Raw genomic sequence first — 16,121 nt, 5'->3', positions numbered from 1 at the left:
GAGAACGACCAATGGAGCCAAAAACTGCCCGAATGGCTGGCAGCAAGCAAGGCGCTCTGCTCGGAAGGAACTGTTGCCTCGTATATCCCCGAGCTGTCCAAGGCGCCCCAGAGCGCGCTGGGCATACATATTATGGACCAGAAGGGCGGCGGCATCACGGCTGGAGATTGCGGACTTTCCTTTACGATGCAGAGCATATCCAAGGTGTTTACATTACTGCTTGCGTTAATGGATAACGGCGAGAAGATTGTATTCGACAAGGTTGGCATGGAGCCGACCGGGGATAATTTCAATTCGATGCTCAAGCTTGAGCTTGTTCAGCCAGGTATTCCGTTTAATCCGCTCATTAACGCGGGCGCGATTGTCATCTCTTCGCTGATCGGGGGGAACGGTCCCGAGGAAAAGGCTGAGCGGACGCTGCAATTTTTCCGCAAGCTTGCGCACAACGATAAGCTCCAGGTTGATCTCGACGTATACCGTTCAGAAGCAGAAAGCGCCGACCTGAACCGGTCAATGGCTTATTTCCTCAGGGATAACGGTGTGCTGACCGGCAAGGTTAACGACGTGCTCGATGTGTATTTCCGCCACTGCTCCATTCAAGTCCGGTGTGAAGACCTCGCCCGAATGGCGCTTGTGCTCGCCTTCGACGGAAGGGATCCCATTACGGGAATTCGTCACATTCCGCGCCGGTATGTCCAGATCGCCAAAACGTTTATGGTAACCTGCGGCATGTACAACGCGTCCGGCGAATTCGCCATTGATGTTGGACTGCCCGCCAAAAGCGGAGTTGCCGGCGGCATCCTCACTCTGGTTCCGGGTCGTTATGGCATTGGTGTGTATGGCCCCGCGCTTAATCCTAAGGGAAACAGCATCGCAGGCGTTCATTTGCTGGAGACCTTATCCAAGGAGCTGGACTGGAGCCTGTTCTAATAATCACACAGTCAGCCCTGCAGTCCAGCAGCCATAGAGCCCTCCCGGTCCCGCTAACCTGAACGACATATAGCCCCTATTGGTAGACGGCATATATTTTCCACGTGCCGTCTTCCACCTTTTTCAAATAATACAACCCGTCATTGGATTGCGTATCCACCGATTCTTCGCCGTCAATGGAATACGTGAACCGCGCAGCGCCGCCGAAGGATTCCACTATCGCAAATCGATTGGTGCTCATCACAACATTCATATTTCGTGGCGATGTCTCTTCCATGCTCATGGCATACCCCTCGTCCGCAATAGCTTGCAGCACTTCCCCATAAGCTTGGTTAGCCGCCAGTTGGAAAGCGGTATAATGCTTCGAATAGCCCTCCGTCAGCGACCCCAATTCCTGCCCATTAATTGCGTTGTATTCCAACGTGTCTGAAGCCGTAATCACCGATTTCAGCAGCTCTCCGTTCGGCATGTCAGTCTGCTGGGCATCCAGCGCGCGCTTCAGCATGACAATGGCCTCGGAGCGTTTGGCGTTGGCGAAGGGTTTGAAGGACTGCTCTGTTATACCGTTTACGATAACTGCATTGTAAGCTTCCAGAATATAAGGCGAAGCATAGTATGGCGGAACGTCATGAAACGGCAGCTTATTCGTATAAGGAACATATGTGAGTGTGCCCTGAAAAGCGCGCATAATCATCGTGGCGATGTCGCCTCTCTCGATGAGCTTATTGGGACCAAATTCATATTCGTTTTGACCGTTCACAATACCTAACGAGCTGGCAATACGGATCGGCTCATTATACCATTTGTCCGCCTGCACATCCGTAAACGATTTGCCGGAATGGACACCCGTCAATCCCAGCACGCGAACCAGCAGCGCAACAAATTCGGCTCTTGTAATAGGGTGGTCCGGCCTGACGGCAACCTGTCCGCTCGCATCCAGGTAGCCCTTCAGAAGATCCGCCATCACAAAGTTGTCCAGCTCCTCATATGCCCAATGCCCCTCTATATCTATGGGAAAATACATGCCCATATCCGTCGCTTCCGCAGCCTGCAGTGGCTTCATTGCCATTGGCGATACGATCAGCGCCGCAGCCAGGAGCATAATAAACGCAGCATATCCTCTCCTCATCAAGCTCTCTCCCTTCACTTGTATCGGTCCGACCGCCTACAAGTCGAAAGGATATCAAATTACGGAGCCGGCTCCTAGCGGTAATTAAAGGGTCCAGCATTATGAGGACTGAAGCTCGACTTGCCCATTAACAAGCTTAGCGTAAAATCCATCATTGGCTGCGAGCGCTTCATGGGAGCCGCGCTCTGCAACTCTTCCATTCTGCAGCACAACAATCTGATCGGCCTGCCTGATCGTATTGAGTCGATGGGCGATGACGAAGCACGTTCTCCCCTTCATCAGCCGCTGCAGCGCTTCTTGGATTTTAATCTCCGTTACCGTATCAATGCTGCTCGTCGCCTCGTCGAGGACAAGAATGGCTGGATCGGCCAGAATGGCTCTGGCGATTGCCAGCAGCTGCTTCTGGCCCTGGCTTATGCCCCCTCCGTCAAGCTTGAGCCTGTGGTCATAACCGCCACGCAGCCTCGTAATGAAGGAGTGCGCATTCGCCAGCTTGGCCGCCTCCTCCACCTCTTGATCGGTTGCATGCAAGCGCCCATACCGAATATTGTCGCGGATGGTGCCCTCGAACAGGAATGGATCCTGCAGCACAAACGCCATATGAGCGCGCAGGCTGTCCCGCTTCAGGCCACGGATATCACGGCCGTCAATAGCAATGACGCCCGAGGCTGGCTCATAGAATCTGCAGAGCAAGCCGATCAGCGTCGTTTTGCCCGCTCCTGTGGGCCCTACGAACGCCGTTGTTTCACCTGGCCTGGACTCAAAGCTGATCTCACGAAGGACCGGGTCACCCTCACCATAACCAAATGTCACGGATTTGAACGCCACATGGCCCTCCAGCGTTGTTATTTCTCGCGCTGCCTGCTCATCCGAAGCCTCCGTTTTCTCATCAAGAATGGCGAATACCCGCTCCGCTCCCGCAACCGCTGACAGCAAGGTATTCCACTGGTTGGCCAAGTCATTAAGCGGACGAGTAAATTGGCGCGCGAATTCCGCGAAGATGACAATGACCCCTACCGTAACGCTGGAGCTGTCCGAAATAATGAGAATCGCGCCAACACCGGCGATCAGCGCAAAGCTTAAGTTGTTCAACCCGTTCATCAGCTTCGGAATAAACCCGGAGATGGCCTGAGCCCAGAAGCCGGACAGATGTATACGCCCGTTCAGCCTCCCGAATTGCGCGATGACCGCCTCCTCGCGGGAGAAGGTTTTGACAATGCGCTGACCGGATAAGGTTTCCTCTACAAAGCCGTTTAAGGCTCCCAGGTTTTTTTGCTGAGCCCTGAACAATACGCTCGTGCGGGATGTGATCCATTTCATCCCAAGCAGCATAAACGGAATCACGAGAAACGTAAGCAGAGTGAGCAGCGGACTAAGCGACAGCATGACCCCCACAATTCCAACCAGCAGAAGCGCGCTTGAGGCCACTTGGATAAAGGAGCTGTTCAAGGAGGAGCTCACATTCTCAATATCATTGGTTACCCGGCTCATCAGCTCGCCATGCTGGCGTTTCGCGAAGAATGGGATTGGGAGCTTATGCAAATGCTCGAACAAATCCCCCCGAAGCCTGAGAACAGTGTTCTGGGACACCCGAATCATCCACACGTTCTGCAGCCAGGTCGTCAAGGCGTGGAGCGCGTAGACAGCAGCCATCCCCATTAGAAACGTTATAAAGCCGGAACCAGGCTGCGTCAAATAATGATCCACCGCCGTCCCAGCGAGGTACGGTCCAAGAAGAGACAACGAGGAGCTGCATACAATCATCGCCATAACGCCAAACAGCTTCCCCTTGTACGCAATCAAATAAGACCACAGCCGTCTAAGTGTGCCTATCGTATCCTTGGCTTTGGCCTTGGGCTTCTTCCCTTGGCCGCCGTCATGCGCGGCTTGGGCGCCCCCTCCTTCTCCTCCGAGAACGCCCGGCCGCTCATAACGGAAGGGCGCTTTCAAGCTGTCAAGCATGGGACACACCTGCCTTCCGGAGCTGAGACTCGCAAATTTTTTGGTACAAAATAGAGCTTTCCAGCAGCTCCTCATGCGTGCCGCTGGCTAGAAGCTCACCGTCATCCAGCAGCAGGATGCGATCGGAGCCATAAGTGGAGCTGATCTTCTGGGTGACAAGGAACGTTGTACACCTTACTTCGCGAAGCGCATTCAGCAGCGCGTTCTCCGTCTGCACATCAAGCGCGCTGGTGCAATCGTCAAGCAGAAGGATGTTGGGCTTGCGGACAAGCGCCCTGGCGATCGTCAACCGCTGCTTCTGCCCGCCCGACAGATTTACGCCCTTCTGTCCCACGATGGTGTCATATTGCTGAGGAAGCGACATGATTGTATCGTGAATCTGTGCCAGCTTTGCCGCTTGCATCAGCTCATCGAGCGAGGCTTCCTCCTTGCCCCAGCGCAAATTGTCGGCCACACTTCCCGTGAACAGCATAATATCCTGCGGAACATACCCAATACCTTGGCGCAGCCGTTCAAGCTTCCATAATCGGGTATCAACGCCGCCTACCCGCACCACGCCTTCCGCCGCCTCGTAGAGCCTCGGAATGAGCTGCAGCAGCGAGGTTTTGCCCGAGCCGGTTGCCCCCATAATAGCGATTGTCTCACCTGGCGAGGCTTCGAAGCTGATCCCTCTAAGAATCGGAGCTTCCGTATCAGGGTAACGGAAGCTGACCCCCTCGAACCTTACGCTGCCTGCAGCTTTAGCCTCAGCCGCTCGTTCTTCCGTTGTATCTTTCAGATCAACCTCTGTTGACAGCACCTCGTCCATGCGCTGCGCCGATGCCTTGGCCCTTGAGAAATTGACGACGATCATTGACATTAATGAAAGCGCTCCCGAGGTCCGAGTCGCATAATTGACGATAGCGACAATCTCTCCCACCGTAGCGCCGGAGGTATCCAGAAGCCCGCGGCCGAACCATAATACAGCGATGACGCTAGCGTTAATGACGAGCATAATGACCGGCATCGTAAGCTCTGTCAGCCTTAGAGCGGCCACCGTGCGATTCATCAGTTCTGTGCTGTGAGAGGAGAAGCGGCGAGACTCATGCGCCATCCGGACAAAAACGCGAACAAGACGCATGCCGATCAAATTTTGCTGCATGACCGCATTGACATCGTCTACGCCTTGCTGTACGGAACGGAACAACCGCTCGCCCCTCTTAAGCACCCATAATAGGAATAACCCCAAAAAAGGAATCGACGCGGCAAACCATACGGCCAGCGACGGATTCACAACAAATGCCATCAGCACGCTGCCCACGACCAGCAGCGGCGCCCTTAACATAATACGAAGCCCCATAAATACCGTATTCTGAAGCTGCGTCACATCATTTGTTATTCTCGTAATCAGGGACGACTCCGGGAAACGATTGAAGTTGGCGAAGGAGAATGATTGCACCTTGCTGTACAGCTTCTCTCTCAGGTCGAAGCCAAAGCTTTGACTGACATGCGCGGAGAAAAAAGAGCTCAGTATACCAGCGCCGAAGGCAACGATTGAAAACCCAAGCAGAAAGCCTCCCCATTGCATAACGACACCAAGGTCTCGCTCCTGAATGCCTTCATCAATCATTCTGGCCATCAGGAAGGGCTGAAGCAGCTCCAGCAGCAGCTCCACAAACATCAGGCCAATGGCCACAAACGCAGCAGCCCGATAAGTACGCAAATACTTAAAAATATTTCGCATGGCTCAGGCACCTCTTTCTCACCCATTCGATGATTGGTACATGATTTTGAACAAAATATCCTGATTATAATTGCCGAAGCCGCTTCCGAATAGAGTAGCGCCTCCAACATGCTCCGCGCCTTCCTGCACAGCGATTCGGAAGGTCCACACGTTGCGGTCAGGCATAATATCGTCGATGACGACGGACGATAGCAACTGGCCGTCCATATAGGTGCCATCACTCTGAATGCGAATCATCTTGAGGAGGCCGTACTGATTCACCCACTCCGGCCACCAGTCCGGACTATACCTGCCGCGCGATTGGCCGAAATCGCCGGGACTGGTCCATGTGCCCAGCGCCTTGCCGTTCAGCTCGAAGCTAATGTCCGAAGGCCAATGCTCATTTGTGCCTGGCGCTTCAGAGCCCAGCTCCATCGCAATCTCAATGGCGGCCGGACGCTGCCCAGGCACCAGATAATTGGGGAATTTGTATTCCACATACCCGTGACCGAACCACAGAATGCCCGCGTTCATTCGTTCTGGCTCCAGAAAAAATCTTGGATCATCGAATTGGCCGATGATCTTCTCCTTCGTTGCAATGCCGCAGGTAGGATAGACATCGAACGACGTATAATGTCCAATCGGAACACTGATCTCATGCGACTTGAGCGAGGAGGAAAGCCGCGGCAGCTCGATATGGACAGCTTCCTGCGACAGCTCGCACATCTTATGAGTGCCTCCGTCCTTGCGGACCATACGCGTGGAGACGAGCCCCGCCGTCTCCAGCTTGCGCACATGCATCGTCACAATCGCGCTGCTAAGTCCTAGCGAAGCCGCAATTTCCTTGACATTAAGCGTTCGCTTGGCCAGCAGGTCGAGAATAGACAAGCGAACCTCGCTGGCAAGCGCTTCATAGAGCGGGAGCCACCTTTTATCCGTATTTGCTTGAATCATTACGCACTTCCTTTCTCTCTATCCTCATCATAATACAAAAGGAGGGCGCAGCAAAAGCAGCAATGCCGCTTGCGGCGCCCTCCGGCGTAAAGCTTGTTCTCTATTATTGAAGCTGAATGCGTATAACGTTCCACGAGGCCTTGCCCAGCTTTGCGCTGATTCGACCAGTGTCGCTCCACACTGCGTTGCCTCTGCTGTGCGGCTTCACGCGGTCCGGGAACTCCTCCGTATTCGTTGCCATCAGATCCTCATGCTCCAATACAATATGCTCAAGAATTCGGCCCGAGCCGAAGCTGCGCAGGTCAATTTCAAGCGGCAGCGCTTCTTCCGTGTGGCGGTTCACCGCGAATAGCGTAATCTCCGCCTTGTCCTCTCGATAGACCGCAATGGATTCCAGATAGGGGACATCGGTATATTCGCTGCTGTCATATTTCGGCGATTTCACAAGCGGCACCAGCACCTTGCCCCTTCCGAATACGCTGGCATGCAGGAAGGGATAGAAGATTGTTTGCTTCCAAGCCGGACCTCCATTCCTCGTCATGATTGGAGCAATGACGTTGACGAGCTGCGCCAGGCACGCCATCTTCACACGATCGGCGCGCTTCAGCAGACTGATCAGCATACAGCCGACGACAAGCGCGTCTTCATGTGTATACACATCCTCCAGCTGAGGGGGAGCGATTGTCCAGGGCTCAAGCTTGCGATCCTGCTCATTGGAGTGGAACCATACATTCCATTCGTCGAAGGAGAGATGCATCTGCTTCTTGCTTCGCTTCTTGGCTTGCACATAATCGCAGGTCGCGATAACCGTGTTAATGAACTGATCCATGCCCACCGTCTGGGCAAGGAAGTTGGGTGTATCCCTCTTCGGGTTGCCGTAATATTGATGGATAGAGATATAATCCGCCGTGTCATAAGCCAGGTCCAGCACCGTAGCTTCCCACTCCGGGAATGTCTGCATGCCTCTTGCGGAGCTGCCGCAGGCGACAAGCTCAATAGTGGGATCGACCCACTTCATCGCTTTACCCGCTTCATTCGCCAATCGGCCGTATTCTACAGCCGTCTTGTGGCCGATCTGCCAAGGACCGTCCATCTCGTTGCCCAGGCACCAGGTTTTGACTCCATGCGGCTTCTCGTAGCCATGAGCTCTTCGCAGATCACTCCAGTAGGAGCCGGAAGGATGGTTCGCATATTCAATCAGGCTTCTGGCTTCATCAATCCCGCGTGTGCCGAGATTAATGGCCATCATCGCATCTGTGCCCGCCTTACGGCACCAGTCCATAAATTCATTAAAGCCAATCCAGTTCGGCTCGATTGTACGCCACGCCAATTCCAATCTTCTGGGACGGCTCTCTACCGGTCCGACTCCATCCTCCCAATTATAGCCGGACACGAAGTTGCCGCCTGGATAACGAACAATAGGAACCTGAAGCTCCTTCACAAGCGCCAGCACATCTTCCCGAAACCCCTGCTCATCGGAGGAAGGGTGATCAGCCTCGTATATTCCCCCATAGACAGCCCTGCCCAAATGTTCGATAAAGGAGCCGTAAATTCGTTCATCCACTTCACCAATTACAAAATCCTTGTCCACAGTCATCTTCGCCTGCAGCGTCATTCGCAAACACTCCTTAGCTGAATAGAATGGCATCCCATTAGCTTTTATTTAACATGAAACTTTAGATTAATTCAACAATTATTTTAACTTTATATGAATTAATGTTTTAATTAATCACTTTGGTAAAATAAAGCCATCAAAGCTAATCGCACTTTAATGGCTGTTTTCGATCGACTGGGGATATCTCTGCAGATGAATCTCGCATATCGTCCCTTGATTCAACTTGCTGCGAAATATGATTTTCCCCTTCATCGCTTTGACGAGACTCATCACAACCATGAGCCCCAGACCCGTTCCGGTTTCCTTGGTGGAAAAGTACGGTTTTCCGATACGCTTCAACTGCTCCCTGCTCATGCCGGTTCCTGTGTCGCGGATTAATATTTGCACCTGCCCCTGCTCGATCTGTGTTTGAACCGTCAGCAATCCACCGTCGACCATCGCTTCGATCGCATTTTTCATGATGTTCAGCATACATTGCTGAAAGTGCTTGGGCTGCGCGTACACATAAGGCTTCTCTTCCGACATATGATGCGTCACGATTGTGACGTTCTGCTGCACGGAGTAGGGCTGCAGCCATTGAACCACGCTTTCGATCTCTCCCTTCACATCCAGCAATTTCGCAGCCTCCACGGAAGGCTTTGTATAATTCAAATATTCAGTAATCACATTGTTGGCATGGTCAAGCCCCTCGAAGGCATATTTGCGATAACGCTCAAAGTTTTCTTTAGACAGCTTATCTATATCCATGAGCTGCAGAAACCCCCTGGCAGTCGTCAGCGGATTACGAATTTCATGGGATATGGAAGCAGCCATCTGACCGACGGATTGATATTTTTCCGAAAGAATCAGCTCCCGTTGAAGCTTGACTTGCAGCTTGACAAATTGATAGACGAAGGGGACGTATTGCGAGCTGAGGAGCGAGGTTAATAGAATAATGCCCAGTTCTGGGATTGGCAGCCGAAGCAAATCGGAGGTGCCCGCTACCCCGCTAGTTATGAAGCTGGCGGCAATATATACAACCACCCCGCTCAGCGCAAATACATATATCCGCCATGTCGCATCCCATAGCAGCCTGCGCGCATAGAATAAACCGAGTGCTGTCAACAGCGCTCCCCCGGCAATCGGAGGCCAAGGATCATAGCCCAGGAGGGCGAACCCGCTGGCGGCTATCACGACATAAGTATAGAGGCTGATCGTCCAGCCCTCCAGAAACATGACGCAGAGCAGGCATGTCGGCACAATGATAAGCGCATACATTTCTGGTCCTGGCTTTACAGTGATCATATACAGCTGGAACATTAGCGTGCCAAGCCCCGCGAACAGCAGTTGATTCTGCCGATAGCCAAGCTTCAGCTTGGACAAGAGGATCAGATATAGGAAGCAAATGCCGGAAATAAACAGCCATCCTTGCAACAGTGGAATCCCTACCGATTGAATCAATGAACGTCATCCCTTCAGCGTCACTTGATTAACATCGATTTCCAGTTCGTTTTTGTAATTCGACATAAATCGAGCGATACCTGCTGTGAGGTTTTATTTCACAAGGCTGAACAGAAGCGAAATATCCTTACCGCGTATGTTCTGGGTATGGGGCTCATACATATGTATCACATCAATTTCTTAACGCTGAGCTGTCATCCTCACCTAACGACTGGAGGAATGCAATATGCCGTCTACAGATATAAAAAAGCTGGAATATGCGATTGATGAAATTACGGAGATAGCGACGGGGCTTGGACTGGACTTCTACCCCATGCGATACGAGATCTGCCCATCAGATATTATTTACACCTTCGGTGCGTATGGCATGCCTACCCGCTTCAGCCATTGGAGCTTCGGGAAGACGTTTAATAAGATGAAGATGCAATACGATTTTGGCCTCAGCAAAATTTATGAGCTTGTTATTAACTCCAATCCTTGCTACGCCTTCCTGCTCGACAGCAACTCCCTTGTACAGAACAAGCTGATTGTCGCTCACGTGCTCGCTCACTGCGACTTCTTCAAGAACAATGCCCGCTTCTCCAAGACCAACCGGAATATGGTCGAAAGCATGACCGCCACAGCGGAACGCATCAGCGAATACAGCATGATCCATGGCTCGCTTGTCGTGGAGCAATTTATTGACGCCGTGCTTGCCATACAGGAGCATGTGGACCCTTCCATTGTCAAGCCATATCGAATGTCCAAGGACGATTACGTCTCCTCTATGCAGAAGCGATCAGCGCCGGTTAAACCGGCTAAGCCCTCATCGCCATATGACGATCTATGGTCATTGGAGAAGGATGCTTCACAGGAGGAGAAGGAGCCGACCATCGCCTTTCCCCCTCATCCGGAAAAGGATATTTTATGGTTTATTGAGGAATATTCACCCATACTGGAACCTTGGCAGCGAGATATCCTAACGATGCTTCGCGATGAAATGTTATACTTCTGGCCGCAAATCGAGACCAAAATCATGAACGAGGGCTGGGCAAGCTTTTTTCACCAGCGCATCATGAGAGAGCTCGACTTAACCTCGGAGGAGACGGTGGAATACGCCACGCTGAATGCTTCCGTCGTCCAGCCTTCCCGGCATACCTTAAACCCCTATTATCTTGGCGTGAAAATATTCGAGGATATCGAGAAGCGCTGGGATAACCCCACGCCGGAGGAAAGGGAACGGTTCGGACGGGTGCCCGGTCGCGGCAGAGAGAAGATGTTCGAGGTTCGTGAAAACGATGCCGACATCTCGTTCATTCGCAATTATTTGACCAAGGAGCTGGTGAAGGAGCTGGATCTGTACGTATTCGAGAAGAAAGGTCCCGAGTGGAAAATAACGGATAAATCTTGGGAGAACATCCGCGATCAGCTGGCTTACGCACGAGTAAACGGCGGGTTCCCCTACCTCGTTGTCAAAAACGGCGATTATCTGAACAATGGCGAGCTGTATTTGTACCATCAATTTGAAGGCGTTGAGCTGGATTTGAAGTATGTCGAGCGGACGCTGCCTTATGTCTATCAGCTGTGGGGGAAGACCATTTATTTGGAGACGGTTGTGGAGGATAAGGCGTTATTGTTTATGTATGACGGGAAGAAGGTTACCCGGAAATTTGTATAGGCAAATGGTTAAGGCTGTCGGGGGACAGCCTTTTTATCGATCAACGTGACGAATGAATCCAGCTTAAAACTTACCAGCCCTCATGGAGGCGACTTCCCGCATACCGCTCGCGGATTTTGACAAACATAAGCCGGAAGTCAAATCAATATGTGAAGGGAATGGACACAACGCATGAAAAAAGCAGGTTTGATGGCCGTTATTTTCACTTCTCTCGCTTTAGCAGGCACCGTCCCAACAGCAAGCGCTGAACGAGGCGAGGTTATCGCACCACGCGGCAATGTCGTCATTACTCCTGGCGAGTCCCGACTGGAAAATGATCTGGAGCGTGGCTGGAACCGTATGGAGAACGGCATGGAGCGCGCTGCGAACCGTGTAGAAAACGGCGTGAATCGCGCTGCCAACCGGATGGAGAACGGTGTGGATCGTGCCGCCAACCGCACAGAGAATGGCATGACCCGCACCTTCGGAGTCCGCGACAATGACAGCTACAACACGAACAACGCAATGGATGCCAATCGCGTCCGCACAATGAATCAAGCGAATTACCGCGCCAATGCCGCTACAACGGCTGCTGATGATAACGACGGCTTCAGCTGGGGCTGGCTTGGTCTGCTCGGCTTGCTTGGTCTTGCCGGTATGAGAAGCAGAGACCGCGACCGCGCATAATGACGATCGAAACCTATTGAAGCGGAAAAACCTTCAGGAGCCTCTCCTGAAGGTTTTCTCTGCTTCACACGTATTGAGGCTACGGTAAGTTCAATCGGTCGATGGAGCGAGACAGAATCTCAATATCCTGATTGTACATCTGCGCCTCAATTCCGTTTTTTCTGGAAGCGGTCGCTTTAATTTTGCCGCAATACATTTCGTCGGATGTCACGTGATAACGATATTCAGGGTATTGCCAATGCAAAGCGGACATAACCTGCTTCTCCAGAATACGGCGCTTGCCTGTATTGTCGACCTCAATGCCGACCAATACATCGGTCGTATTCATGGCGACAGCCGCCCGCTCCACACCAGGCACCTGCTCTGCGATATGGGCCAACTGCTCCGCGTTAATCCTCTCACCCTGTCCGCTCTCCATCACACCCGGAGTCCTAACGGAATCAGCCGGTCGCGGCGGGTAATCTCCCGAAGACAACATCTCCGCTTCGCCGCGCTTGTTCTGCCTCAGCTCATTATCGCTGTCGCTTCGATTTCCGTCATAATGGCCGCAGCCGCCCGCCAATGCTCCCGTCAACAGAAGCGCGGACAGCGACACCATCCATTTTGATCTCATCACAAACACCTCCGTCCATGTGTATAACATGTGCGAAGGCATTTGAAATATACATATAAGAATGAAGATTATTCCTCGATGTTCCGAACATCCACCGTCACCTTCAGCCGCTGCTCTCCGGTGCCGCGATAGACTCCCTTGACCGGGACTATATCCTTGTAATCACGGCCATGGCCAAGCTTCACATACCTCTCCCCGACGGGGTCCGCATTGGTGGGATCGAAGCTGCACCAGCCAAGCGTCGGCACGTAAGCCTCTACCCAGGCGTGAGACGCCTGCTCGAAGTCCGCACTTCCCCCCTGTAGATCTCCCACAAAGTGATATCCGCTTACGTATCTTGCCGGCACGCCCTCCGACCGGGCGCAAGCAATCATCAAATGCGCAAAATCCTGGCATACGCCACGCTTCCGCTCGAACATCTCCGACGTTGTTGTCTCCACTGTGGTCGCTTCTGGATCGTATTGAAATTCGCTTCGAATGCGCGAGCTTAGGGAGCTGAGCCAATCCAGCACACTCACCTTCATAGAGCTCGCAGTTGGCTGATTCACCGTGTCAGGGTTGTCAGCTGCCGCCGCGAAGGACCGCACATCATCCGTTATCGTTGTATAATCCGTCTCCAGCAGAAACTCGGCGAAGCGATTGCCTGCCTCCTCCGATGTAAGCCACGCCCACCCCTGCTCTGGAGTACGCCCCGTCAAATACGCTTCCCGCTCCTCCGCTGATGGCGCTCTCTTGGTGACAACAACCATCGAGGTGCGAATGGAAAGCTTGCGATGGGGCTGATTAACGGAGAAGGCGTGCACGCGGTTGCCGAAATAATCCTCATAGCTGAACAGGGGCGCATTGGGCTCAACAGTAATAGACTGCTGATAGCAGGACTGCCTCTCATTCGTGCTGGGCGTTAGCCTTAGCTCATTGACACTGTCCGTAACCGCCTCTGCATATTCGTATTGGGTATGATGCGTAATGCTGAGCTTCATGCGGTTGCCTCCCCCATACGAAAAAAGGTTTTGGCGAAGGAGCCGCCGAGCTGCTGGCACGCCTTCAGCAGGTGAGTTAGGATCATGCCCTCTGGATCAATAACAAGATCCTCCCGCTCCATGCAGCCCATATCCGCCCGCATTTTGCCCACCTGCCTGATCATCCGGTCATGATCCGCCCGCATCGTTTTGTCGTACAGCTCAATCTGCTTCAGATGATCATCGAGCTTATCCAGCGCGAAGTGCAGGGAGCGAGGGAAGGTGTTGCTCAGCACTACAAATTCCATAATCGCTTCCACTGACATGCCGTCCGCATAATATCGCCTGAAGGGCTGGAAGCCGCTGAGGGAGCGCAGTACGGCTTGAAGATACGGGTATGCGGTGGCGGCGTCCCAGCCTTCCTGCGACGAGGTCCATATCGCGGATCGGATAATCCGCAGCGTATTTTCGCCGCGCTCCAGGTAACGACCGCACTCCATGAGATGCCATTCATTCTCCCGGGGCATGACAGAGCCGCTGACGCCCAGGAACAGCGCTGTCCACTCCTTGATTCTGCCGTAGAACAGATGCGGCGATTCCTTCAGCAGCTCCTCCGGGCTTTTCTCCCTGAGCCAGAGATAGAAGCCGTTGGCCGTGTCCCACATTTCGCTAGGAAGCCGCTCTCTTAGCGTGCGGACATTGCTTCTGGCATGACTGACGCAGGACACAAGGGAATTGGGATTATCGCGGTCGAGCGTCGTATAATGAAGCACATTTTGCTCATTGTACACGCCATACTGCGCTTCATACGCCTCCCGGCTGCCCAGGGCATCCACAATTCTCACCCACTTGGCAGAGCCTCCCGCTCCTCCAGATTCCTCATCCGCCGCCGCATCCTTATCAAGCTGAAGATGGTAATGCACATCGATCAGTCTAGCATGGTTCTCCGCACGCTCCATATATCTCCCGATCCAGAACAAAGCCTCCGCATTGCGATTCAGCATGGCAAAAGCCCTCCCTCAATTATCGATTAAGAACCCACGTATCCTTCACTCCTCCGCCTTGCGAGGAATTAACGACCAAGGAACCCTCCTGCATAGCCACCCGCGTCAGTCCGCCGGGAATGACATGCGTATCCTGGCCCATTAGCGCGAATGCGCGCAAGTCGATATGCCTCGGACTCATCTGCCCATCCAGCATAACAGGCGCCTGTGACAGCTTCATTGTCGTCTGGGCAATATAACGCGACGGCTCCCTCTGAATCGCCTCGGCGAATGCCTTCAGCTCCTTGGAGCTGGCAGAGGGGCCGATCAGCATGCCGTAGCCGCCCGAAAGCGACGTTTCCTTGACGACCAGCTGATCCAGGTTGGCCAGCACAAACTCCCTCTCCTCATCTCGGGTCAGGATATAGGTAGGCACATTATGGAGGATCGGCTCCTCGCCCAAATAATACCGGATCATATCCGGAACGTAAGCATATATCGCCTTATCGTCCGCAATGCCCGTTCCCGGCGCATTCGCTATGGCTACATTGCCTGCGCGGTACGCGTTCATCAGGCCAGGAACGCCAAGCATCGAATCAGGCTGGAACGCAAGCGGATCAAGGAAGCTGTCGTCGATCCTTCTATAGATGACGTCCACTTGCCGCATGCCCCCGATGCCGCGCAAATAAATTTTATGATCCTTATATACTAGATCTCTTCCTTCTACAAGCTGAATCCCCATCTGCTGTGCCAGGAAGGCATGCTCGTAGTAGGCGGAGTTGAAGGCCCCCGGCGTGAGCAGCACGATAAGCGGGTCGCGTTTGCCATTGGGGCACAGATGACGTAAGGCACTGAGGAAGCAATTCAGACTGCGGTCAACGCTTTGCACAGAGCAGGAGAGGTAAAGCTCATGGAACAGCTCGCTCATCAAGGTCCGGCCTTTGAAGAGATAGGAGAAGCCGGACGGCGATCGCAGATTGTCCTCCAGGACGAAATACCTTCCCTTCTCGTCGCGGATCAGATCGATGCCCGAAGCCGTGACATAGACGCCTCCAGGAACCTCAAGACCAGCCATCTCCGGTCGGAAGTACGTATTCGACAGGATCATCCCCCTCGGGATAATACCATCCTTGACTATCCGCGCCTTATGGTACACGTCCTGCACAAAGGCGTTCAGCGCCTTCGTCCGCTGCTTTACACCATGGTCAATCAACTGCCATTCATGCTGCGGTATGACCCTCGGGATGTAGTCGAAGGGAATCGTCCTCTCCAGCGGATCAGATTGCGATTCACTATACAGCGTGAACGTGATGCCCTCCTCCAGCATGCGTTGGTGGAAGGCCTGCGCCTTGAACGCAAGCTCCTGTGGCTTCATCCGATCGAACAAGCGGTGTACACTCCCGTAATGCGGTCGAATGGAACAATCCTTGTCGAACATCTCGTCATAAAAGGACCCGGCATCGTAATAATGCGATTGCGACTGTTTGGCCGTCGACATGGACAACCGCCTC

The 16,121-nt window shown here is 53.1% G+C and carries 13 protein-coding genes (1 of these 13 only partly in view); 3 read left to right on the top strand and 10 right to left on the bottom strand.

Annotated elements, in window-relative coordinates; all coding sequences use genetic code 11:
- Positions 1 to 930, top strand: the 3' portion of a protein-coding gene (gene glsA / locus AB1S56_RS07520; protein ID WP_340871374.1) for a glutaminase A. Its footprint begins 21 nt before the window's first position; the window shows 930 of its 951 coding nt (coding positions 22-951); the start codon falls outside the window, past its left edge; its stop codon occupies positions 928 to 930.
- Between the two features lie 76 nt (positions 931 to 1,006).
- Here the strand turns inward: glsA and AB1S56_RS07515 are convergent, their stop codons facing one another.
- From AB1S56_RS07515 to AB1S56_RS07490, 6 genes are all read right to left on the bottom strand, one after another.
- On the bottom strand, positions 1,007 to 2,059 hold the full coding sequence (locus tag AB1S56_RS07515) for an S-layer homology domain-containing protein (RefSeq protein WP_340871376.1): 1,053 nt from the start codon (positions 2,057 to 2,059) through the stop codon (positions 1,007 to 1,009).
- Between the two features lie 99 nt (positions 2,060 to 2,158).
- Positions 2,159 to 4,021 (bottom strand): ABC transporter ATP-binding protein, encoded by a 1,863-nt coding sequence (locus AB1S56_RS07510; RefSeq protein ID WP_340871378.1) that lies wholly within the window; start codon positions 4,019 to 4,021, stop codon positions 2,159 to 2,161.
- Positions 4,014 to 5,744, bottom strand: coding sequence for an ABC transporter ATP-binding protein (locus AB1S56_RS07505; RefSeq protein ID WP_340871379.1), 1,731 nt, complete (start codon positions 5,742 to 5,744; stop codon positions 4,014 to 4,016). The genes AB1S56_RS07510 and AB1S56_RS07505 overlap by 8 nt, the downstream gene beginning before the upstream one ends.
- A gap of 18 nt (positions 5,745 to 5,762) precedes the next feature.
- Positions 5,763 to 6,677, bottom strand: a complete 915-nt coding sequence (locus AB1S56_RS07500; RefSeq protein WP_340871381.1) for an ArsR family transcriptional regulator — start codon at positions 6,675 to 6,677, stop codon at positions 5,763 to 5,765.
- Positions 6,678 to 6,780: 103 nt separating this feature from the next.
- The gene (locus AB1S56_RS07495) at positions 6,781 to 8,292 is read right to left on the bottom strand and encodes an alpha-N-arabinofuranosidase (protein ID WP_340871383.1); all 1,512 of its coding nucleotides are present in this window, start codon (positions 8,290 to 8,292) and stop codon (positions 6,781 to 6,783) included.
- A 153-nt stretch (positions 8,293 to 8,445) separates the two neighbouring features.
- Positions 8,446 to 9,732, bottom strand: coding sequence for an ATP-binding protein (locus AB1S56_RS07490; protein ID WP_340871386.1), 1,287 nt, complete (start codon positions 9,730 to 9,732; stop codon positions 8,446 to 8,448).
- Positions 9,733 to 9,958: 226 nt separating this feature from the next.
- Here AB1S56_RS07490 and AB1S56_RS07485 point away from each other — a divergent pair, with 226 nt between their 5' ends.
- A complete protein-coding gene (locus AB1S56_RS07485) occupies positions 9,959 to 11,389 on the top strand; it encodes a SpoVR family protein (RefSeq protein ID WP_340871388.1) in 1,431 nt (476 codons plus the stop codon).
- Positions 11,390 to 11,560: 171 nt separating this feature from the next.
- Positions 11,561 to 12,055 (top strand): WGxxGxxG family protein, encoded by a 495-nt coding sequence (locus AB1S56_RS07480; protein ID WP_340871389.1) that lies wholly within the window; start codon positions 11,561 to 11,563, stop codon positions 12,053 to 12,055.
- A 79-nt stretch (positions 12,056 to 12,134) separates the two neighbouring features.
- Here AB1S56_RS07480 and AB1S56_RS07475 read toward each other — a convergent pair whose 3' ends face one another.
- From AB1S56_RS07475 to AB1S56_RS07460, 4 genes are all read right to left on the bottom strand, one after another.
- Positions 12,135 to 12,668: a YhcN/YlaJ family sporulation lipoprotein gene (locus AB1S56_RS07475; protein ID WP_340871390.1), complete on the bottom strand. Its 534-nt coding sequence runs from the start codon at positions 12,666 to 12,668 to the stop codon at positions 12,135 to 12,137.
- 68 nt (positions 12,669 to 12,736) lie between these two features.
- Positions 12,737 to 13,648 (bottom strand): transglutaminase family protein, encoded by a 912-nt coding sequence (locus AB1S56_RS07470; protein ID WP_340871392.1) that lies wholly within the window; start codon positions 13,646 to 13,648, stop codon positions 12,737 to 12,739.
- Positions 13,645 to 14,631 (bottom strand): alpha-E domain-containing protein, encoded by a 987-nt coding sequence (locus AB1S56_RS07465; RefSeq protein WP_340871393.1) that lies wholly within the window; start codon positions 14,629 to 14,631, stop codon positions 13,645 to 13,647. Before AB1S56_RS07465 ends, AB1S56_RS07470 begins: the two co-directional genes overlap by 4 nt.
- A gap of 19 nt (positions 14,632 to 14,650) precedes the next feature.
- On the bottom strand, positions 14,651 to 16,108 hold the full coding sequence (locus AB1S56_RS07460) for a circularly permuted type 2 ATP-grasp protein (protein ID WP_340871395.1): 1,458 nt from the start codon (positions 16,106 to 16,108) through the stop codon (positions 14,651 to 14,653).
- Positions 16,109 to 16,121: the final 13 nt, after the last annotated feature.

This window comes from Paenibacillus sp. PL2-23 (assembly GCF_040834005.1).
Lineage (GTDB): Bacteria > Bacillota > Bacilli > Paenibacillales > Paenibacillaceae > Pristimantibacillus.
Note: the sequence above shows the minus strand (reverse complement) of the source record. Positions and strands in the feature narration are given on the sequence as shown.

What these genes read in the sequence shown, in the direction of transcription:
- AB1S56_RS07515 (WP_340871376.1), bottom strand. Translation starts at nt 2,059, where the DNA reads ATGAGGAGAGGATATGCTGCGTTTATTATGCTCCTGGCTGCGGCGCTG.
- AB1S56_RS07510 (WP_340871378.1), bottom strand. Translation starts at nt 4,021, where the DNA reads ATGCTTGACAGCTTGAAAGCGCCCTTCCGTTATGAGCGGCCGGGCGTT.
- AB1S56_RS07505 (WP_340871379.1), bottom strand. Translation starts at nt 5,744, where the DNA reads ATGCGAAATATTTTTAAGTATTTGCGTACTTATCGGGCTGCTGCGTTT.
- AB1S56_RS07500 (WP_340871381.1), bottom strand. Translation starts at nt 6,677, where the DNA reads ATGATTCAAGCAAATACGGATAAAAGGTGGCTCCCGCTCTATGAAGCG.
- AB1S56_RS07495 (WP_340871383.1), bottom strand. Translation starts at nt 8,292, where the DNA reads ATGACGCTGCAGGCGAAGATGACTGTGGACAAGGATTTTGTAATTGGT.
- AB1S56_RS07485 (WP_340871388.1), top strand. Translation starts at nt 9,959, where the DNA reads ATGCCGTCTACAGATATAAAAAAGCTGGAATATGCGATTGATGAAATT.
- AB1S56_RS07480 (WP_340871389.1), top strand. Translation starts at nt 11,561, where the DNA reads ATGAAAAAAGCAGGTTTGATGGCCGTTATTTTCACTTCTCTCGCTTTA.
- AB1S56_RS07475 (WP_340871390.1), bottom strand. Translation starts at nt 12,668, where the DNA reads ATGAGATCAAAATGGATGGTGTCGCTGTCCGCGCTTCTGTTGACGGGA.
- AB1S56_RS07470 (WP_340871392.1), bottom strand. Translation starts at nt 13,648, where the DNA reads ATGAAGCTCAGCATTACGCATCATACCCAATACGAATATGCAGAGGCG.
- AB1S56_RS07465 (WP_340871393.1), bottom strand. Translation starts at nt 14,631, where the DNA reads ATGCTGAATCGCAATGCGGAGGCTTTGTTCTGGATCGGGAGATATATG.
- AB1S56_RS07460 (WP_340871395.1), bottom strand. Translation starts at nt 16,108, where the DNA reads ATGTCGACGGCCAAACAGTCGCAATCGCATTATTACGATGCCGGGTCC.